The sequence below is a fragment of the Pseudomonas anuradhapurensis genome, assembly GCF_014269225.2.
GTDB classification, from domain to species: domain Bacteria; phylum Pseudomonadota; class Gammaproteobacteria; order Pseudomonadales; family Pseudomonadaceae; genus Aquipseudomonas; species Aquipseudomonas anuradhapurensis.
Map to the genome: position 1 here is coordinate 3,863,066 of NZ_CP077097.1, position 21,847 is coordinate 3,884,912.

Consider the following 21,847-nt stretch of genomic DNA (forward strand, 5'->3'; position numbering starts at 1 on the left):
GACCTCGATGCGGTGTTGAGTTACAGAGCTTAGTCGCCTCTTGGTTTTTGCGGAGCCTGTGCCGGCCTCTTCGCGGGTAAACCCGCTCCCACAGGTTCTCTGCAATGCTCGGCCCGGTGGCAACCCTGTGGGAGCGGGTTTACCCGCGAAAGGGCCGACACAGGTTTACAGCGCAAGAAAGCACAAGAATCCCCCCGCCCCCTGGCGTACACTCGCGCCCTGCCCTGCCGCCGGAGACCGTTGTGAGCCCCATCGCCCTAGCCCGCCTGCTGACCCTTGCCGCCGTCTGGGGGGCGAGCTTCCTGTTCATGCGCATCATCGCCCCGGCGCTTGGCACGGTACCGACCGCGTTTTTCCGCGTGTCCATCGCCTGCCTGGGCCTGGTCGCGCTGTTTGCTGCCGCCCGGGTGCGCTGGGACTTCCAGGGCAAGCTCGGCGCCTGCCTGGTGCTGGGCATGATCAACTCCGGCATTCCGGCCACCTTCTATTCCGTGGCCGCCCAGGTGTTACCGGCCGGTTATTCGGCCATCTTCAACGCCACCACGCCGCTGATGGGCGTGCTGGTCGGCGCGCTGTTCTTCCGCGAACCGCTGACCCTGGCCAAGCTGTGCGGCATCTTCCTCGGCCTGTTCGGCGTCGGCATCCTCAGCGGTGCCGGCCCAGTGGCCCTCGACCTGGCCCTGCTGCAGGGCGCCCTCGCCTGCCTGGCAGCCACCACCTGCTACGGCTTTGCCGGTTTCCTCGCCCGCCGCTGGGTCAGCGGCCTGGACAGCCGCCTGTCGGCACTGGGCAGCATGCTCGGCGCTACCCTGATGCTCAGCCCGCTGTTCGCCTGGAGCGCACTGAGCCAGCCACCGGCCAGCTGGGGCGGCTGGCAGGTGTGGCTGTCGCTGCTGGGCCTGGGCTTGCTGTGTACGGCATTCGCCTACATCCTGTACTTCCGCCTGCTGGAGGAAATCGGCCCGGTCAAGGCCAGCACCGTGACCTTCCTGATTCCGGTGTTCGGCGTTTTGTGGGGGGCGTGGCTGCTGGACGAACCGCTGTCGATGGCGCACCTGTACGGCGGCGTGCTGATCGGTGCGGCGTTGTGGCTGGTACTGCGCCCGGCGCGCAGGTGAAGCGGAGCAGACTGTGAACAGCGCATACAAGAAGGTCTTGTTCCGCCTGGAACAGGACGCCAACGGCTATCCACCGGCCTCGGTCGAGGGGCTGTGGGCCAAGGCCGTGGACGGTGGCTATGCCGTCGACAACATTCCCTTCCATGTCTACGGCATTGCCCCGGGCGACGTGATCGCCACCCGTGAACAAGCCGGCGAAACCTGGTTTGCCGCACTACGCCGCAGCGGCGGCAGCTCGGTGTTCCGGGTTATTGTCAAGCCCCCGGAAACCTTGGACCAGGTACGCGCGGCGCTGCAAGACTTCGGCTGCAACTGCGAGACCGAGCAAGCGGTGAAGATGCTGGCGCTCGAGGTCCCGCCGCAGCGTTCGCTCGATACCCTGCTCTACTACCTGCTCACCCAGCGCGACGCCGGCCTGCTGGACTTCGAGGAAGGCGTGCTGCGCCACGCGATCCCCGAAGAATTCCGCTAGGACCGCCAGGGCCTAGGCCTCGGCCAGGCGCGCGGCGGGCTTGCGAAACACGAACAGCAGGCCCACCACGATCAGCCCCATGCCCAGCAGGCCAAGCGGAGCCAGGCGGTTACCGAAGATCAGCAAGTCCATCACCGCAGTCACGGCCGGCACCAGGTAGAACAGGCTGGTGACATTGACCAGGTTGCCCTTGGCGATCAGCCGGTACAGCAGCAAGGTCGCCAGCAGCGAGACCACCAGGCCCATCCACAGCAGCGCGCCGACGAAGCTGCCGCTCCACTGCACATGCAGTGGCTGCAGCGGCGCGAACAGTGCGCACATGGCAAAGCCGGCCAGGTACTGCAGCGGCAGGGTGCCCATGGGGTTGTCGGTGATGCGCTTCTGCAGGATCGAACCGAAGGTCATGCAGGCCAGCGCCAGCAGGGCGAACAGCATCCCGGCCAGCGATACCCCACCCAGGTTGATGCCCTGGTAGACCACCATGACCAAGCCCGCCAGCCCCAACCCCAGGCCGAACAGACGGCTCCACGAGCGTTGGCGCTCCATCAGCACCACGGTCAGGATCGGTTGTACCCCCATCACCGTGGCCATGATGCCCGGGGTGACCTGGGTGTCGAGCGCCAGCAGGTAGAAGATCTGGTAGGCGCCGAGCAGCACGCAGCCGGTGCCCAGGGCCCGCAGCACGGCCGCGCGACTGCGCGGCCAGCGCAGCCCCAGCAGCGGCCCGATCAACAGCATGCCAGCCAGGGCCAGCGCCGAGCGCAGCAGCAGGAAGGCGAACGGGCTGGCCTGCGCCAGGCCCAGCTTGGAAACGATCGCCCCGCTGCTCCACAGCAGGACGAACAGGCAGGTAGTGGCCGCCGAGGCCACGGAGGTTTTGCTAAAGACAGACATGGATTGCCACCTGATATAAGGCAAATAAGCCAGACGGACGACGTGCGCTTCAGCGAGGGAAGTCGCCGACCGTGTTCAGTAGGTTGCGTGTGCGAAGGGCAGCGGCCAGCAGCCGATCAGCCCAGCACGACCACGCAGCGAGGCGGAGCTACGCCGCCCACGACGCCACTGACAGGTGGTGGTGGATAGTGACTGATCATGACCGGCTGCTGGCTGCCACGCACGACCATGCCCGCGACTGGCGCGATGGCAAAGCAAGTGGTGGAAGGGCTGGCTGACATGAGCAGGTCTTCGGGAAGAGGACAATGGGCTGGACTATAGCCCGGGGTTTGCTGGCTGGCAACCACCCCGCCGCCCACGCTCCCGTTGTAGGAGCGGCCTTGCGTCGCGATGGGCTGCGAAGCGGCCCCATTTCTTTGCATTCACGCCGATATTGCCGGGGCCGCTTCGCGCCCCATCGCGACGCAAGGCCGCGCCTACAACGACTGGTTAATTTTTCACCGCCTCGGCTCGTCTGAATGCGAAACGCAGCCCGCATTCACCCGTTCCGAGGACCGCTGATGAACGTCTCCACCTGGCTCTGCCGGCCAGCCCAGATCACCTGCCTGCTGCTGGTCAGCGCCCATGCCCACGCCGCCAAACCCGGCGACGTGTTCAAAGACTGCAAGGACTGCCCGGAAATGGTCGTGCTGCCCGCCGGCAGCTACCTGATGGGCGCCCCCGACGACGAAGTCGGTCGCCAGCCCGACGAGGGCCCGCTGCACACCGTGACCTTCGCCAAACCCTTCGCCATGAGCCGCTACCAAGTTACCGCCGGCGAACTGGACGCCTATATCAAGGCCACCGGCACCGTGATCAAGAGCGGCGACGATCGCCCCGGCCGCTGGTGCCAGGCGAGCAAGCCCAGCTACCCGCAAGGCCCCCGCCAACCCGCGGTGTGCGTGGACTACGACGAAGTGCAGGCCTACACCCGCTGGCTGGCGAACACCACCGGCAAAGCGTACCGCATGGTCAGCGAAGCCGAACGTGAATACGCCGCCCGTGCCGGGTCCAGCGGCCCGTTTCCGTTCCCCTTCGACGAACCGGGCAAGTACGAGATCAGCAAGCACGCCAATACCTATGGCCCCAAGGACGGTTACACATACACCGCCCCGGTGGGCAGCTACCCGGCCAATGCCTTCGGCCTGTACGACATGCACGGCAACGTCTACGAGTGGGTCGCCGACTGCTACCACGACAGCTACCAAGGCGCCCCCAGCGACGGCAGCGCCTGGGTCCAGGACCCCCAGTGCATTCGCGCGCACATGCGTGGCAACGACTGGGGCGAGCCGCCGATCTTCTCTCGCTCGGCCAACCGCAACGACCGCCTCAAGACCACCCGCGGCGACTTTCTCGGTTTCCGCGTAGCACGTGAATTGTGAAGTTGTGACGCGGTTGACGCAGCAGCCTGAAAAAAATCGGCAATAAGAATCGTTCCGGTTTTTACCAGGTGCTGCGTCCTATTGCTGACACCGATAAAAACCCTCTGCCAACGAGACCGCAATAGATGTCCAAGCCCCTGCCCGGCCCGCTCAACCCACTGGCCAAAGCGTTACTGCTCCGTCACTCCTTTCGCCCCCGGGATGCGTTGACACGCGTCGGCCTGGGCCTGGCAATGTGCACCGCCATGGTCGCCCAGGTGCAGGCGCAGGAATGGACCCTGGACATTCCCGCGCAGTCGATGAACTCGGCATTGCAGGCACTGGCCAGACAGACCGATACCCAGTTGCTGTACAGCCCGGAGGACATCGGCGGGTTGCGCTCCAGCGCCCTCAAGGGCCAGCACGACCTCGCTTCGTCACTGGCCATCCTGCTGGGTGGCAGCGGGCTGCGTTACCAGATCGACGGCAACACCGTGACCGTCAGCGCAGCTTCAAGCGCAAAGGACGGCCAGGTCGAGCTTTCGGCGACCAACGTCAGTAGCACGGGCCTGGGGGCCACCACCGAAGGCACGGGGTCGTACACCACCGGGGTGACCAGCACCGCCACCAAGATGAACCTGTCGATCCGCGAAACGCCGCAAACCATCAGCGTGATCACTCGCCAGCGCATGGATGACCAACACCTGGCGACGATGACCGAAGTGCTCAACCAGACGCCCGGCATCACCATGTCCCAGGACGGCGGTGAGCGTTTCAACATCTACTCCCGTGGCAGTGCGATCAACACCTACCAGATCGATGGCGTGACCACCACCCAGGAAAACCAGACCCGCAACATGCCCAGCACCCTGCTGGACATGGCGCTCTATGATCATGTCGAGATCATCCGTGGTGCCACCGGTCTGATGACCGGGGCGGGTGACCCGAGCGGCGTGGTGAACCTGATCCGCAAGCGGCCAACCCGCGAGTTCAAGTCGCACATCCAGGCCGGGGTTGGCTCGTGGGACTACTACCGCGCCGAAGCAGACATCTCCGGGCCGCTGACGGCAAACGGCAACGTTCGCGGCCGCTTCGTCGCAGCCAAGCAAGACAACGACACCTTCATGGACTGGTACAGCCAGAAACGCGACCTGGTCTATGGAGTTGTCGAAGCAGACCTGAGCGACAGCACCGTCGGCCGTTTCAGCATCGACCACCAGAAGTACCGGGCCGATGGCGCCCCGGGCGTCCCGGTGCTGTTCAGCAATGGCCAACCCACCGATTTCTCCCGCTCGAAAAGCGCCGGCGCGCGCTGGATGTACGACGAAATCGAAACCACCAACTACACCTTCGGCCTGGAACAGGCACTGGCCAATGACTGGCAGTTCAAGATCGCCGCCAACTACATGGACGTCGACCGCGATACCGACTCGGCCTACCTGCGTACCACCACCAACGTGGCCTATATCAACCAGGCCACCGGTGCGATACCGATCATCCCGGCCAAGGCCAAGGCAACCCAGACGCAGAAAGGCGTCGATGTGACGCTCCAGGGCCCGTTTGAACTGCTCGGGCAGAGCCATGAGCTGATCGTCGGCTACAACTTCCAGGAGTACGAAAACCAGCACGACGAAGCCGATGCGCCGTCGACCACGATCGACTATTACAACTGGGACAACCAGATGGCCCGGCCAGCGGACGACAGCTACGTCCCGTTCCTGGATTACAACGTCGCTATCCGGCAGAGCGGTTACTACCTGGCCGGCCGCTTCAACATCACCGACGAGCTGCACTTCATCCTTGGCGCCCGGGTCTCGAAATACAGCTACGACTACAACCTCAGCATCCTGCCCACCCGCGCCCCGACCACCAAGATGCGCGAGAACGGCGTGGTCACGCCCTATGCCGGGATCGTCTACGACCTGACCCCGGAGCAGTCGGTCTATGTCAGCTATACCGACATCTTCAAACCGCAGTCCGCCCAGGATGTTTCCGGCAAGACCCTGGAACCTGTGGTGGGCAAAAACTACGAGCTGGGTTGGAAAGGTGAATTCTATGATGGCCGGTTGAATGCCAACGCTGCCCTCTATCTGATCCAGCGCGACAACCTTGCCGAAGAGGATGGCGATAACCTGACACCTGGTCGTACCCAGGCTTACCGCGCTGTCGATGGTGCGGAAACCAAAGGTATCGACCTGGAACTGTCCGGTGAGGTATTGCCCGGTTGGAACCTGCAGACCGGCTATAGCCACTCGCGTACCGAGGACGCCGATGGCAACCGCCTGACCACGCAATTGCCCATGGACACCTTCCGCCTCTGGACCACCTACCGTCTTCAGGGTGACTGGAACAAGCTGACCATTGGCGGCGGTGCAAGCTGGAACTCCAGTTCGTCGCTCACCTACGCCCGCCTGGGTGCACGGGTCACGCAAGACGACTATACCGTCGCCAGCCTGATGGCTCGCTACCAGATCAACGACAACCTGTCGGCCACCGTCAACGTCAACAACCTGTTCGATGAGAAATACTACGCAGGCATGGCCGGCAGCTACGCCCACTACGGCGCCCCGCGCAACACCATGCTGAACCTGCGCTACGACTTCTGACCTGACAGCAATCCCGCCACACTTGCCGCAAGCCGGCTGACAGAACGGCGCTTCCCACACGGGAGCGCCGTTTTTCATTGCCCGGCCATGCCCGGGCGAGCCGTAGTCATGAAAAAGCCCGTTGCCACCCCAAGGGGTACGCAACGGGCCCTCATGCAGGCAGCCGCCCCACAACGGGGCGGCCAGCTTCAGCCGCCGACCAGGTCCCGCCGTTGCAGCAAGGCGACCACGCCGTCGAGCACCTCGGGATGCCTGAGGATGTCGTAATGCCCGGCATCCACAGAGGTATGCCGGGCAGGGCCGGCAATCCGTTCGTCGAAGTTGCCGGTACCTGCCCACCAGCACGCAGCCTCTGCAAGAGTAACCGGCAACGCGGCCATCTGCTGCGACAGTGCCTTGAGCTTCATCGCGACGACAAAAGTGTGGGCCAGCTCCGCGCTGCCGATCTCGGCATAAGCTGACTGCCCGGCCTGGGACGCGCGCACCGCGTCAATGATCTGCGCCAACCCGTTGCTGTCGCAATCGGCCGCTATTGCAGGCACAACCAGACGTTCTCTGTCTGCGCCAAGCATCACCCCCAGGAAGCCGTGCAGGTCGTCACGCCAATCCGTGTCTGGTGCCACCTGGCCCGGCTGAGGAATGAAGCTGTCCACCAGGCTCAGCATCGCAACCTGCTGCCCTTGGCTTTCCAGCTCATGGGCCACCAGCACCGCCAGCGCGCCACCGAGCGACCACCCGAGCAACTGGTAAGGCCCCTGCGGCTGTTTCTGGCGGATGTACTGGGCATAGTCGATCGCCATTGCCTGCAGGGAATCATCCTCCCAGGCATGCTCCAGCAGCATGCGACACTGGATGCCGTAGACTGCACAGCGGCCGTCCAGACGGCGCGCCAACGGCTCGTAGTCGAACACCGTACCGAAGCCGGCGTGCAGGCAGAACAACGGTGGCGCCCCGGCCACACGGCTGTTGAGCAGCAGCAGCGGATCCAGGCTGGCCTCGTTGTCGGCGTAACCAGACAATTCGGCAATGGTCGGCCTGGCAATCACATCCCGCAGTTTCAGTTCGATGGGCAACGCCTCGCAGGCGCGGACCTTGGACAGCATCTTGAGCACCCGCAGCGAATCGCCGCCCAGCTCGAAGAAGTTGTCTTCGACCCCCACGCTGGGCACATCCAGCACTTGCTGCCAGATGTCCGCCAACGCCCGCTCGATCGCGTTGCGCGGTGCAACCTGCACACGCTGGCCGACGAATTCGGGCGCCGGCAGCGCATTGCGGTCGACCTTGCCGTTTGGCGTGAGCGGCAATGCCGGCATCAGCACCAGTTGCGCAGGCACCATGTAATCCGGCAATTCGGCAGCCAGGGCCTCACGCAATGCCTGGGCGCAGCCGTGGTGGTCGCGGGTAACCACGTAGCCGATCAGCTGTTTGCCTGTGGCTGTGTCGCGTGCGACCACCACGGCATCCCGCACCTCGCTCAGGTCACGCAGGCGCGCTTCGATTTCGCCGGGCTCGATGCGGAAACCACGCACCTTCAACTGGTTGTCCATGCGCCCGATGAAGTCGATCACCCCATCGCTACGGCGCCGCACCCGGTCACCGGTGCGATACAGGCGCAAGCCCTGGCCAGATGGGTCGGCAACGAAACGCTCGGCAGTCAGGGACGGCCGCTGGTGATACCCGCGCGCCACCCCTTCGCCGCCAATGTACAGCTCGCCCGCGACACCATCAGGCAACGGATTGAGATGCGGGTCGAGTACGTACAGGGTACGCTCACCGACACGCGTACCGATCGGTGCGAACACCGCCTCGCATGCCTGCTCGCGGGAGACCTTCCACAACAGCGGGGTAACCACCGTCTCGGTCGGGCCATAGCCGTTGGTCAGCCACTGCGGCTGCAAGCTGCGCTTGACCTGCTCGAACAGCGCATTCGGCACCGCGTCCCCGCCAAAGCAGTACACCCGCACCGGGGGCGCGGCCTGGTCCTGGCCCTCGGCGAATTCTGCCAGTTGCTGAAGGTAGGCCGGTGGGAAGCAGGCAATGTCGATGCGTTGCTCGTGCAGCACCTGCCAGGTTTCTTCTGCCGTCCACAGACGGTTTTCACGCACCACCAGACAGCCACCGGATGACAAGGTCGACAGCCAGCGTTCCTGGGCACCGTCGAAGGCGAATGACATGAACAGCAACTCGCGGGTGGTTAGATCCATGTCATACAGCGAGGCAATGGCCTGGCAGTGCATGCGGATCTGCTCGTGGCTGACCGCTACCCCTTTGGGCTTGCCGGTAGAGCCAGAGGTATAGATGAGGTAGACCAGGTTGTCCGGCTGCAGGTTCACTTGCGGCGGCGTCAGCGGCGAGGCGTCGAGTACCTGGGTGTCCAGCTCGACACAACACTGCACCTGGGCGAAACGCGGCCTGAGCTCGCGGGTGGTGATCAGCGCATGCATGCCGGCGTCAGCGACGATCCATTGCAGGCGCTCCTGGGGGTAATCGATGTCCAGCGGGACATAGGCCGCACCGGTCTTCATCACGGCGAGGAACGCCACGATGACCTCGACCGAACGCTCCAGGGCGATGCCGACGGTGGCCTCTGGCCGCGCCCCCAGGGCGATGAGCCGATGCGCCAGGCGATTGGCCCTTTCCTCCAGCTCGCGATAGGTCAATTGCTGCCCTGCGCAGACCACCGCGACGGCATCGGGGCAAGCCGTGGCATGTACGGCAATCTGCTCGGCCAGCAGCGGCTCACGCTGCGGGCTGCCGGCCAGGCGGTTACGCGTGGCGGCCTGTTGCAACTGCGCCGGGGTCAGCATATCCAGGCTACCGAGCGTAGCCTGCGGGTCATCCAGCATCGCATTCAACAAGCGCTCGAAGCTACCACGCAATGCCTCGGTGGCGGCCTCGCTGAAGCAGCTGCGCAGGTACATGAACTCCACCACCAGGGTGTTGCCCAGCTCCACGCACAAGTCCATGGCGTAGTTGGTAACGCCGCGCGCACTGACCTCACCGAACTGCAGGGAGTCGCTACTGTTTTCCGCCAGGCGCTCATCGACCGGGAAATTCTCGAACACGACGATACTGTCGAACAACGGCTGGCCCGGGCGCCCGGCCCAGCGCTGGACATGGGCAAGGGCCGCGTGCTCATGGTCGCGCATCTCGACGTTGTACGCCTGCAGCTGCTGCAACCATGTCTCGACCCGTTGCCCGGGCTCGGGCGCCTGCACCACCGGCAAGGTATTGATGAACAACCCCAGCATTTCATCGGCGCCCGCAAGGCTCGGTGGGCGCCCTGCCACCGTCGCGCCGAAGCACACCGTGGACTGCCCGGTGTAGCGTTGCAACACCAGCAACCAGGCCGCCTGTATCAGGGTGTTCGGGGTCACCCGCAGCTTTTGCGCCTGCTCACGCAGGCGTCGGGTCCTGGGCATGTCCCAGCGCAGGTACAGCGCTGCATGGCCGTCCAGCTCAGGCGCAGGGCGCGGCAGCACGCTGCCAGTCAGCAAGGTCGGGGTTTCCAGGCTGCCGAGTGTGGCGCTCCAGAACCGTTCGAGTTGTTCCTGGGGTTGCGCGCCAAGCCAGCGGATGTAGTTGCCGAACTGCACCACCGGGCGTTCCGGCACTTGCCCGTGATAGGTCTGCAGCACCTCGCCCAGCAGGCGCGAATCGCTCCAGCCATCCATCAGGATGTGATGGCGCGTCCAGATCAGGTGCACGCCGCCATCTTCCAGGCGCACCAGCGTCAGGCGCATGAGCGGCGCACTCGCCAACTGGAAGCCTCGGGCAGCTTCTTCTGCCGCCAATGCCTTGAGTGCCTCCGGCGCGCAGTCTCGCTGCCGCCAATCGAGCACCTGCAACGGCAAGGCCACGTCGTGCAGCACCAGTTGCATCGGCTCGTGCAGTTGCGGGTCGGACCAGAAGGCCGTGCGCAGAATGTCATGCCGGGCAATCACCTGCCGCCACGCATCGGCGAAGCGGTCAATGTCCAGCCCGGCAACCGAGACTGCGGTCTGGTTGATGTAAAGGCCGGCTTCTGGCCCTTGCAGGGTATAGAACAGCATGCCCTGCTGCATCGGCGAAAGCGGATAGAGGTCAGCGATCTGCTCCATCGGAACCGGCAGTCGCTGCCGTTGTGCCGGGGTCAGCGCCGCCAACGCATCCGCTGCCGAAGCTGCAGGCGGGTCGCCATCCTGCGCGGTGCGGTGTTGCCGTGCGATCGAGGCCAGGCGCTGTACGGTCTGATGCTCGAAAAGCTCCCTGGGGGTAAACTCGAGGCCGGCCTTGCGCGCTCGGCTGACCAGTTGCAAGGATGCGATCGAATCACCGCCCAGCTCGAAGAAGTTATCGGTCAGGCCGACCCTCTCCAGCTTCAGTACCTGTGCCCAGATCGCCGCGATCTGTTGCTCCAACGCGCTCTGCGGGGCGACGTACTCGCCCTGCAACTGGCTGGCATCCACCTGCGGCAGGGCCTTGCGGTCGAGCTTGCCGTTCGGCGTCAGCGGCAGCTGATCGAGCAGCAGCAGGTGCGCCGGCACCATGTAGTCCGGCAAGCCAGCCTTGAGCGCAGCACGCAGGCTGTCGCGCAACGCGCCCTGCTCTTGCGTGCTGTCGGCAGGCACCACGTAGGCCACCAGTTGCTTGCCGCTCGGCCCGTCCTGGGCCAGCACCACTGCCTCCTGCACGCTCGGCAGCTGCAGCAGGTGTGCTTCGATCTCGCCCAGCTCGATGCGCAGGCCGCGGATCTTCACCTGGTGGTCGATACGCCCGGCGTAGTCGATCACCCCGTCGGCGCGGTAGCGCGCCAGGTCGCCGGTGCGGTACAGGCGCCCGCCGTCGGTGCTGAACGGGTCTGGCACGAAGCGTTCGGCGGTCAGCGCCGGGCGCTGGTGATAACCACGGGCCAGGCCGACACCGCCGAGGTACAGCTCACCGGCACTGCCGCGCACCGCCGGGTGCAGGCTGCCGTCGAGGATGTGGGTCTTGAGGTTGTCGATCGGCTGGCCGATCGGCACGCTGATGGTTTCATCCGCCTGGCAGGTCCAGTGGGTGACGTCGATGGCCGCTTCGGTCGGCCCGTACAGGTTGTACAGGCTCGCCGCCGGCAAACGTTGCAGGGCCTGGCGGGCCAGTTCGGCCGGCAGCGCTTCGCCGCTGCACACCACGCGCCTGAGGCTGACGCAGCGCTCTACCGCCTGGTGGGTCATGAACGCCTGCAACATCGACGGCACGAAGTGCAGCGTGCTGATGCCGTAGTGGTTGATGGCCTCGACCAGCAGCTGCGGGTCGCGGTGTGCCCCCGGCTGGGCGATGACCAGGCGCGCGCCGGTCATCAACGGCCAGAAGAACTCCCACACCGACACGTCGAAGCTGAACGGGGTTTTCTGCAGCACGCTGTCGCTGGCGTCCAGGCCGTAGGCCTTCTGCATCCAGCACAGGCGGTTGACCAGCGCCCGATGGCTGTTGCCAGCGCCTTTCGGGCGACCGGTGGAGCCAGAGGTGTAGATCACGTAGGCGAGGTTCAGCGGCGCTACATCGGTGTCCGGGTTGGCATCGCTGTAGCCGCTCAGGTCTTCGCTATCGAGCTCCAGGCAACGCAAGCCGGCCGGGATCGGCAGGGTGTCGCGCAGGTGCGACTGGCTCAGCAACAAGGCGATGCCGCTGTCGTCGAACATGTAGCGCAGGCGCTCCTGCGGGTACTCCGGGTCCAGCGGCACGTAGGCGCCGCCGGCCTTGACGATGCCCAGCAGGCCGATGACCATTTCCAGGCTGCGCTGCATGGCGATGCCGACCAGCACGTCCGGGCCCACGCCCAACTCGCGCAACCGGTGCGCCAGCTGGTTGGCACGGCGGTTGAGTTCGGCATAGCTCAGGGCCTGCTCGCCGAATACCAGCGCCGGGGCGTTCGGGGTGGCGAACACCTGGGCTTCGATCAACTGGTGAATGCTGCTATCACTCGGGAACACCGCATATGTGGCGTTCCAGTCCAGGAGCAGTTGGCGCTGCTCATCGGGGCCCTGCATCGGCAGCTCGGCCAGTGCCTGGCCGGCATCTGCCAGCATGGCCCTGATGAGGTTGCCCAGGTGCTGCGCCACCTGCTCGATCGCCTGGCCAGACCAATGGCTGCGATCGTGGCTGTACTGGATCGACAAAGTCGCCCCCGGGCTCACCAACAGCGTCAACGGGTAGTTGGTCTGCTCGCGATTGGTCACCTCGCCAAAGCGCAGGCCATCGGGCGCGCCCTGTTGCAGCGCTTCGGCCACCGGGTAGTTCTCGAACACCAGCAAGCTGTCGAACAACGCGTCACCGGCCTGCCCGGCCCAGCGTTGCACGTCATACAGCGGGGAATGCTCGAATTCGCGCGCCGCCAGGTTGCTCGCCTGCACCTGGGCCAGCCACTGCGCGACGGTCTGTTCCGCACGCGGCGTGCCGACCACCGGCAGCGTGTTGATGAACAGGCCAATCTGCTCTTGCACCCCTGGCAGGTCAGTCGGCCGCCCAGCCACCGTAGCGCCGAAGCAGACGCTGGGCTGGCCGCTGTAGCGATGCAGCAACAGCAGCCAGACAGCCTGCAGCAAGGTATTGACCGTGACCCGATTAGCCCTGGCGAAGGCCTCGATCTGCCGGGTTTGCTGGCGGTCGAAGCGCTGCTGGTACTCGCCCTGGCCACACGCTGAACCGCCCAGGCCAAGGCCAGGGATGCTTTGCGCCAGACAGGTCGGTGCCTCCAGGTCTGCCAGTTGGCCCTTCCAGAATGTTTCAGCGGCGCCCGCATCCTGACGCTGCAACCAGGCGATGTAGTCGCGGTAATGCGTTGCCTGCACCGGCATCGGTTGCCCGGCATAACGCTGCAACACCTCCCCCAGCAAGCGCGAGGTACTCCAGCCATCCATCAGGATATGGTGGTTGGTATAGATCAGGTGGTGCCGATGCCTGTCGGTACGCACCAGCACCAGGCGCAGCAATGGCGCCTCGGCCAGGTCGAAGCCACGCTGGCGCTCGTCATCGGCCAACTGCTGCAACGCGGCTTCCAGCTGCTGGGTGTCGCGCCAGTCCAGTTCGGTGAACGGCGAGCCGACGGTGCGGTGCACGATCTGCACCGCTCGCTCCAGCTCTGCCTGCCATACGAAGCCGGTTCGCAATATGTCGTGGGCTGCCAGTACATCCAGCCAGGCCTGCTTGAAGCGCTGTGGGTCGAGGTGATCGACATCGACCCGCATCTGGTTGATGTAGTTACCGCTGCCTTGCTCGTACAGGCTGTGGAACAACATGCCTTGCTGCATCGGCGACAACGGATAGACATCGGCAATTTGCGCGGCAGCCACCGGCAGGTTGTCCAGTTGCGCCTGGGTCAGCCCGGCCAGCGGGAAGTCCGAAGGGGTCACCCCGCGATTATGCGCCTGGCAGCAGTGCTCGATCAGGGCCTTGAGCTCATCTGCGTAGGCATCGGCCAGACGCTGGACGGTCGACGGCTTGAAGCGTTCGCTGCTGAATGTCCAGTTGAGCTTCAGTTCCCCGGCAAAGACCTGGCCATTGATGGCCAGCTGGCTGCTCAGGGACGCAGCGTCATCGTGGTTCTGGCCAGCGCTTTCCGGCGCCGGCGTCAGCAGCCCGGTTGCCGCGTCGAAACTGCTGTCGAACTGGCCCAGGTAATTGAAGACGATCTCGCCTGCCGGCAGTTGGCCAAGCAGCTGACAAGCCTCGCTTCCGCCAAGGTAACGCAATACGCCATACCCAATCCCTTTGTCGGGAACGGCGCGCAACTGTTCCTTGATGGTCTTGATCGAACCCGCCCATTGCGCCTGTGGGCTGAGCTTGAGCGGATACAGGCTGGTGAACCAGCCTACCGTGCGGGTCAGGTCGATGCCGTCGAACAGCTCTTCCCGGCCATGCCCCTCCAGGCGCACCAGCACCTGTGCCCGCCCGGTCCAACGCGCGATCACCCGTGCCAGCGCGGTCAGCAGCAGGTCATTGATCTGGGTGCGATAGGCCGCCGGCGCTTCATGTAACAGCTTGTGCGTCCAGCTTGCGTCCAGGCGCGTCGCGACAGAGGCCGCGCAACGCTGCAGGTTGGCACCTTGCGGGTTGTCACAGGGCAGCGCATCGTCAACGCCTTGCAACTGCTCGTGCCAGTAAGCCATTTCATGCTGCAACGCGGGCGTTGTCGCATAGCCCTGCAACTGCTCTGCCCAGGCCTTGAACGCGCTGGTCTTGGCGGGCAATACCGGGATCTGGCCGGCGGCCAGGGACTGGTAAGCCTGTTGCAGGTCTTCGAGCAGCACCCGCCAAGACACCCCGTCAACCACCAGGTGGTGGATGACCAACAGCAACCGCTGGCTGCCATCGGGCAGCTCGCCCAACACTGCCCGCAGCAGAGGCCCTTGCTCCAGGTTCAGGCTGCGCTGGGCTTGGTTGCCGGCCTGCTCCAGTGCTTCGGCATGTTCAACCTGGCGGCACCACAACAGTTCATGCTGCGCGGTGCCGAACACGGCCTGCCAGGCACCTTCGGCGTGGCTGAAGCGCAGGCGCAGGGCGTCGTGATGGTCGACAACGCAGCGCAACGCCGCTTGCAGGTGATGTTCATCGAGCGCCTCGCGGGTGTGCAGCATCAGCGACTGGTTCCAGTGATGCCGCGCGACCACGTCTGCTGCGAAGAACCACTGCTGAATCGGTGTCAGCGGCATGCTGCCCTCGACCTGCCCCTGGTCGATTGCGGTGCCGGTTTCTTGCCGGGCGATCGCAGCCAACCCTTGTACTGTCTGGTGCTGGAACAGCTCCTTGGGAGTGAAGCGGATACCCAGCTGGCGGGCACGGCTGACTACCTGCAACGACATGATCGAATCGCCGCCCAGTTCGAAGAAGTTGTCGGCAAGGCCGACTTGCTCCAGCTTCAGCACGTCGGCCCAGATGGCTGCGATCTGCTGCTCCAGTTCGGTCTGCGGCGCTATGTACTCACCCTGCAGCACGCTGGCATCTGGCACCGGCAAGGCCTTGCGGTCGAGCTTGCCGTTGCCGGTAAGGGGCAGCAGCTCCAGGAACAGCAGATGCGCGGGCAGCATGTGCTCAGGTAGGCTGGCCTTCAGTTCGGCACGCAGGCTATCACGCAGTTGCGCCTGCCGTTCGATACTGTTCAGCACACCAGCATCGGCAGGCACCACATAGCCCACCAGCTGCTTGCCACTGGCGCCATCCAGCGCCAGCACCGCAACCTGGCGCACGGCAGGCTGTGCGAGCAGGCGCGCTTCGATCTCGCCCAGCTCGATACGGAAACCGCGAATCTTAACCTGCTGGTCGATACGCCCGATGTATTCGATGACCCCGTCGGTACGGTAACGGGCCAGGTCGCCAGAGCGGTACAGGCGCCCGCCCTGGTCATCGAAGGGATTGGGTACGAAGCGCTCGGCTGTCAACCCGGGGCGGCCGTGGTAGCCCCGCGCCAGGCCCGCCTGGCCAATCAGCATTTCCCCCGTGCAACCTGGCAGAATCGGGTTCAGGTTTGCGTCGAGCAAATACCACGACAGGTCGGGGATGACCTCGCCGATCGGGCTGCTGGCGCCGTGGTGCAAGTCGTCCAGGGTGATCGGCCGGTACGTCACGTGTACGGTGGTTTCGGTGATGCCATACATGTTGATCAGGCGCGGCTGGTGGTCGCCAAACACCTCCAGCCAGGGTCTCAGGCTGCTGACCTCCAGGGCCTCGCCACCAAACAGCACATGCCGCAGGGCCAGTTGCTGCCCCGCCTTCGCCGCCTCGCAGGCAACCGCAACAAGCGGTTTGAACGCCGAGGGCGTCTGGTTGAGTACGGTAACCTGCTCGCGTACCAGCAAGGCGTGGAAGTCTTCGCTGGAACGCGCCACATCCGTGGGCACGATGACTGCCTTGCCGCCATGCAGCAATGCGCCGTACAGCTCCCATACCGAGAAGTCGAAGGCGTAGGAGTGGAACACCGTCCATACGTCATTGGCAGCGAAATGGAACCAGTGCCGGGTGGCGGCAAACAGGCGCACCACGTTCCGATGCGGCAGCAGCGTACCTTTGGGCTTACCGGTGGAGCCCGAGGTGTAGATCACATAAGCCAGGTTGTCGGCATTCACCTCGCAGGCAGGGTTGACCTCGCTATAGCCGCCGAGGCCGGTATCGCCGTCCAGTTCCAGCACATGCACACCTGCCGGTATTGGCAGCGTGTCACGCAGGTGCTGCTGGGTCAGCAACAGGCGGATACCGCTGTCCTCGAATAGATAGGCGAGGCGGTCCTGTGGGTACGCCGGGTCCAGCGGCACGTAGGCAGCACCGGCCTTGAGAATGCCCAGCAGGCCAACAACCATCTCCAGGCTGCGCTCGACGGCCAGGCCGACCAGTACATCCGGCCCGGCCCCCAGCTCCAGCAGTTTGTGCGCCAGCTGGTTGGCCCGGCGGTTGAGCTCGGCGTAGCTCAGAGTCTGCTCGCGGCAGACCAGCGCTATCGCATCCGGTGCAGCTTCGACCTGGGCCTCGATCAGGCGATGAAGCGGCTGTTCGGCGGGGAACTGCATCGGTGACGGGTTCCAGGCCTGTACGGCCTGGTCCTGTTGCGCCTGGCTGAGCAGCGGCAGGTCGGCCACGCGCTGCCCGGGCCGGTGCACGATCGCCTCAAGCAGGTTGACCCAGTGAAGTGCCATCCGTTCGATGGTTGCGGCATCGAACAGGTCAGTCGCGTAGCTCAGGGCGGCGTCGAGGCCATGCTCGTATTCGAAAGTGTCCAGGGTCAGGTCGAACCTGGCCGTATCGTGGGCCCAGGTCAACCCCTCCACCTGCAGCCCTGGCACGCTGCGCTGCCCACCCTTGGCCTGCACCTGGTGGTTGTACAGCACCTGGAACAGTGGGCTGTGGCTCAGGCTGCGCTCGGGCTGAAGGGCCTCCACCAGTTGCTCGAACGGCAAGTCCTGATGGCTCTGCGCCCCCAGCACGCGCTGCTTGACCTGCTGGAGCAGGTCGCTGAAGGTCAGCGGCAGGTCGAACTCGGCACGCAATACTTGGGTATTGACGAAAAAGCCGATCAGCCGTTCGGTTTCGACCCGATTACGGTTGGCCACCGGTACCCCGACGCGGATATCCGCCTGCCCGGAATAGCGGTGCAGCAAAGCCTGGAAACTGGCCAGCAGCACCATGAACAGCGTCGCCCCCTGCCCCTGGGCCAGCTGCCTGAGCGAATGCACCAGGGCTTGCGGCAGGCGAACCTCATGCCGGGCGCCTCGGTGGCTACTGGTCGCGGCACGCGGGCGATCGGTGGGCAACTCGAGTACTGGCTGGTCATCACCAAGCTCTGCCTTCCAGTACGCCAGCTGCCGCTCGCGCTCACCCGCCTCCATCCACTGCCGCTGCCAGATCGCGTAGTCGGCATACTGGACCGGCAGCGCCGGCAGCTGCGGCGCCTGGCCTTGGCTATACCCGGCATACAGCTGCATCAGCTCGTCGATCATCAGCGGCATCGACCAGCCATCGGAGACGATGTGATGCAGCGTCACCAGCAGCACATGCTCGTCCTGCCCAAGGCGCAGCAAGCTGACCCGCAGCAGTGGCCCGTGCTGCAGGTCGAACGGGCGGCGTGCCTCGGCCTCGACGTGCTCGCGCACGCTGTGTTCATCGGCGCCGGCCAGCGTCTGGATCACCAACGCCACGCTGTGCTTGGGGTGAATGACCTGGACGGCGCCCTGCCCGTCATCGCTGAAGGTGGTGCGCAAGGTTTCGTGGCGGACCACCAGCGCGTCAAAACTGCGCTGCAACGCCTCGACATCCAGATGGCCCTGCAGGCGCAAGGCCGCCGGGATGTTGTAGAGCGGTGCGGCAGGCTCAAGTTGCCAGAGAAACCACTGCCGCTGCTGGGCGTATGAAAGGGGGACAGGGGCTGCAGGCTCGCGCCTGAAGATCGGGGTGACCCCATACAGGTTCACCCCCTGCTGCTTGAGCAAGGCTGCCAGGGCCTGGCGCTCTTTGGTGGACAGTAGCTTTACAGACTCAAGCAGCTCTTGCACAGTCAAAATCTCCTAAGAAACCAGCTTTTCAATTTCCTCCGTAGTTAGACGTTTCAGGGCCTCCAGGGATTTAGCCAGCTCATTCTGCACAGGGTCCGCCTGTGGCGTGAGCTGCTCAAGCTGCGCGCAGTAGCCGCCCAGATCGGGGCTTTCGAACAGCGCTTTCAGGCCGACCGCCAAGCCGAGCTGCTCCTGCACGCGGCTGGTCACCTGGGTGGCGATCAGGGAGTGGCCACCCAGCAGGAAGAAGTTGTCGCCCAGGCCAACCCGGTCGACTTTCAGCACATCCACCCAGATCGCCGCCACCTGCTGCTGCAAGGGCGTACGCGGTGGCACGTGGGCCTCCTCCGCCAGGGCAAGATCCGGGCGCGGCAACGCCTTGCGGTCCAGCTTGCCATTCGGCGTCAGGGGCAGCTTGCCCAGCAGCACCAGGTAAGAAGGCAGCATGTATTCCGGCAACTGCCTGCGCAACGCACTGCGCAGTTGCTCACGCAGGGCTGCCTGCGCAGCGGCATCGGCCATCACCCCAGGCTCGTCAGGGACTGCATACGCCACCAGCTGCTGGCCACCGGGGCCATCAACGGCCATGACCACGGCTTCGCGCACCGCCTGCTGTTGCAGGCGCACCTCGATCTCGCCCAGTTCGATGCGGAAGCCGCGAACCTTTACCTGATGGTCCACCCGGCCGACATACTCCAGCACCCCGTCAGGCCGATAACGGGCCAGGTCACCGGTACGGTAGATGCGCCCGCCGTGGGCATCGAAGGGGTTGGGGAGGAAACGCTCGGCGCTGAGCCCCGGGCGCTTCAGGTAACCACGGGCCAAGCCGGCACCGGCCAGGTACAACTCACCGACGGCACCCACCGGCACCGGCTGCAGGGCAGCGCTGAGCACGTAGGCAGCACTGTTGTGCAAAGGTCGGCCGATGTTCGCCTGGCCACCGGCCACCCTCAGCGTGCAGGTGGAATAGGTGGTGTCCTCGGACGGGCCATACAGGTCGTACACCTCGTGTACGTGCGCCAGGCGGTAGAGGTCATCGACAAGCGATTGCTTCAGCGCTTCGCCACACAGGTTGATGGTGTTGACCGACGCGGGAATATTGCCGGTTTCGCACAGCTGCCTGATTGCCGATGGCACGGTGTTCACCAGCCGCACCCGGTCCTTCGCCGCCAGGTTCGGCAGTTCGAGGGCATTGCCGGCCAACACCGCATAACCACCCGCCGAGAGGGTGACGAACAGTTCCCACACCGACAGGTCGAAGCAGATCGAGGTGGAAAACAGCACGCCACACAGGTCTGCCTGGTCGTATACCGATAGCGACCAGCCGATCAGTGCCGCCACACTGCGGTGCTCGATCTGCACGCCCTTGGGCTTGCCCGTCGAGCCTGAAGTGTAGATGCAGTAGATGAGGTTGCGGGCACTGCTCACGCAGGCCAGGTCAGTGTCCGGGTAGCCGTCCAGCGGCACCTGGTCCAGCAGCAGCGCGCGCGAGCGGAACTGCTCCGGCATGCGGTCAAGCACGCTGGTCTGCGACAGCAACAGGATCGCCTGGCTATCCTCGAGCATGTACTCCAGGCGGTCCTGCGGATATTCCGGGTCCAGCGGCACATAGGCGCCCCCCGCCTTGAGAATGGCCAGCAGGCTGACGACCATCTCCAGGTTGCGCTGCATGGCGATGCCCACCAGCACATCCGGGCCCACACCCTGCTCGCGAAGCTTGTGCGCCAGCTGGTTGGCCCGGCAGTTGAGCTCGGCATAGCTCAGCGTCTGCGCGCCGAAGATCAGTGCCGGGGCGTCCGGGGTTCGCGCTACCTGCGCCTCGAAAAGCTGGTGAATGCAGCTGGCATCCGGGTAGCTGGCCTGAGTCGCGTTCCATCCTGCAATGATCTGCTGGTGCTCGGTGTCGTCCAGCAGGGCCAGCTCGGCGATACGCTGGTTGGGCAGCTCGACGACGGCGTGCAGCAGGTTCTGCCAGTGCCGGGCCAGAGAGCGGGCCGTCGCGGCATCGAACAGGTCGGTGGCGTAGACCAGCGCAGCACCGATACCGGTCTCGTGCTCAAAGGTTTCCAGGGTCAGGTCGAACTTGGCGGTGTGGTTGTCCCACGCCACGGCGCTCACTTCCAACCCCGGCAGCGTGTGGCGCTCGCCCCTGGCCTGGGTCTGGTGGTTGTACATCACCTGGAACAATGGGCTGTGATTCAGGCTGCGCTCCGGCTGCAGGGCCTCTACCAGTTGTTCGAAAGGCAGGTCCTGATGGGCCTGGGCCTCGACCACCCGTTGCCGGACCTGGCCGAGAAAGTCGGCAAAGGTCAGCGGCAGATCGAACTCGGCCCGCAGGACCTGGGTGTTGACGAACAACCCGACCAGGCGCTCGGTTTCCACCCGATTGCGGTTGGCCACCGGCACACCGACGCGGATATCCGCCTGCCCTGAATAGCGGTGCAGCAGGACCTGGAAGCTGGCCAGCAGCAGCATGAACAGCGTCACCCCCTGTTGCTGGGCGAACCGCTTGAGCGCTCGCGCCTGGTCTGCCGGCAAATCGATGGCCAGGCGTGCCCCCCTGAGGCTGCTGACCGTTGGCCGCGGGCGGTCCAGCGGCATCTCCAGCAGCGGATCCTCGCCGCCCAGCTGGCCGGTCCAGTAGGCCAGCTGGCGCGCCTGCTCCCCGGCCTCCATCCAGCTCCGCTGCCAGATGGCGTAGTCGGCATACTGAATGGGTAGCGCGGGCAGCTGTGCATCCCGGCCCTGGCTGCAGGCCTCATACAGGCGCACCAGCTCTTGCACCATCAATGGCATGGACCAGCCATCGGCGATGATGTGGTGAACAGTCAGCACCAGCACGTGCTCGTGCGCATCGAGCGCCAGCAGCCTGACCCTCAGCAGCGGCCCTCGCTCCAGGTCGAAGCCTTGGCGCGCCTCACGCTCCACCTGCTCGCGCAAGGCTTCCTCGCCCGGCGTATCCAACGGCTCAGGGGCCACCGGCAACACCAGGCGTGGGTGAACCACCTGCTGCACCTGCTCCTCTTGTTGATGGAAGGTGGTACGCAGCGCATCGTGCCTGGCCAGCAGGCCATCGAAGGCACGCTGCAGGGCTACAAGGTCCAGCTTGCCCGTGAAGCGCAGGGCCGAGGAAATGTTGTATACCGCGCTGTCCGGGTCCAGTTTCCAGAGAAACCACTGGCGTTGCTGGGCATAGGAAAGCGGCAACTGCGCGAAGTCTCCGCACACCTGCGGAATGGGCAGTTGCGCCAGGCTGCTGCCCTTGGACGCCAACTTTTCCAGAAACAGCTTGCGCTGCTCCAGCGGCAGCCGAATGAAGCGCTGGACCAGGTCGGTATTGCGGGTATCGGTGCTCATT

The 21,847-nt window shown here is 64.9% G+C and carries 8 protein-coding genes; 4 read left to right on the forward strand and 4 right to left on the reverse strand.

The window, feature by feature from the left end:
• The first annotated feature begins 242 nt into the window (after positions 1-242).
• Both HU763_RS17790 and HU763_RS17795 read left to right on the forward strand, forming a co-directional pair.
• Positions 243-1,118 (forward strand): DMT family transporter, encoded by an 876-nt coding sequence (locus HU763_RS17790; protein WP_186690554.1) that lies wholly within the window; start codon positions 243-245, stop codon positions 1,116-1,118.
• 13 nt (positions 1,119-1,131) lie between these two features.
• Entirely contained in the window at positions 1,132-1,590 is a 459-nt protein-coding gene (locus HU763_RS17795) for a DUF4265 domain-containing protein (RefSeq protein WP_186690552.1), read from the forward strand.
• Positions 1,591-1,602: 12 nt separating this feature from the next.
• Here the strand turns inward: HU763_RS17795 and HU763_RS17800 are convergent, their stop codons facing one another.
• Both HU763_RS17800 and HU763_RS17805 read right to left on the reverse strand, forming a co-directional pair.
• A complete protein-coding gene (locus tag HU763_RS17800) occupies positions 1,603-2,484 on the reverse strand; it encodes a DMT family transporter (RefSeq protein ID WP_186690551.1) in 882 nt (293 codons plus the stop codon).
• Positions 2,485-2,600: 116 nt separating this feature from the next.
• A complete protein-coding gene (locus tag HU763_RS17805) occupies positions 2,601-2,765 on the reverse strand; it encodes a hypothetical protein (protein WP_225931893.1) in 165 nt (54 codons plus the stop codon).
• A 279-nt stretch (positions 2,766-3,044) separates the two neighbouring features.
• Between HU763_RS17805 and pvdO the strand changes: the two genes are divergently transcribed.
• A complete protein-coding gene (pvdO, locus tag HU763_RS17810) occupies positions 3,045-3,905 on the forward strand; it encodes a dihydropyoverdine dehydrogenase (RefSeq protein ID WP_170031376.1) in 861 nt (286 codons plus the stop codon).
• 125 nt (positions 3,906-4,030) lie between these two features.
• Positions 4,031-6,490 (forward strand): TonB-dependent siderophore receptor, encoded by a 2,460-nt coding sequence (locus HU763_RS17815; RefSeq protein ID WP_186690550.1) that lies wholly within the window; start codon positions 4,031-4,033, stop codon positions 6,488-6,490.
• Positions 6,491-6,678: 188 nt separating this feature from the next.
• On the opposite strand, the gene HU763_RS17820 is transcribed toward HU763_RS17815, so the two are convergent.
• Positions 6,679-18,384, reverse strand: a complete 11,706-nt coding sequence (locus HU763_RS17820; RefSeq protein WP_476705420.1) for an amino acid adenylation domain-containing protein — start codon at positions 18,382-18,384, stop codon at positions 6,679-6,681.
• Positions 18,385-18,501: 117 nt separating this feature from the next.
• Complete coding sequence (locus HU763_RS17825; protein ID WP_186690728.1) at positions 18,502-21,846, reverse strand: non-ribosomal peptide synthetase; 3,345 nt, start codon at positions 21,844-21,846, stop codon at positions 18,502-18,504.
• Position 21,847 lies beyond the last annotated feature (1 nt).

Excerpts from the sequence above, each read along its gene's own strand:
- HU763_RS17800 (WP_186690551.1), bottom strand. The coding sequence starts at position 2,484 with ATGTCTGTCTTTAGCAAAACCTCCGTGGCCTCGGCGGCCACTACCTGC.
- HU763_RS17805 (WP_225931893.1), bottom strand. The coding sequence starts at position 2,765 with ATGTCAGCCAGCCCTTCCACCACTTGCTTTGCCATCGCGCCAGTCGCG.
- pvdO (WP_170031376.1), top strand. The coding sequence starts at position 3,045 with ATGAACGTCTCCACCTGGCTCTGCCGGCCAGCCCAGATCACCTGCCTG.
- HU763_RS17815 (WP_186690550.1), top strand. The coding sequence starts at position 4,031 with ATGTCCAAGCCCCTGCCCGGCCCGCTCAACCCACTGGCCAAAGCGTTA.
- HU763_RS17825 (WP_186690728.1), bottom strand. The coding sequence starts at position 21,846 with ATGAGCACCGATACCCGCAATACCGACCTGGTCCAGCGCTTCATTCGG.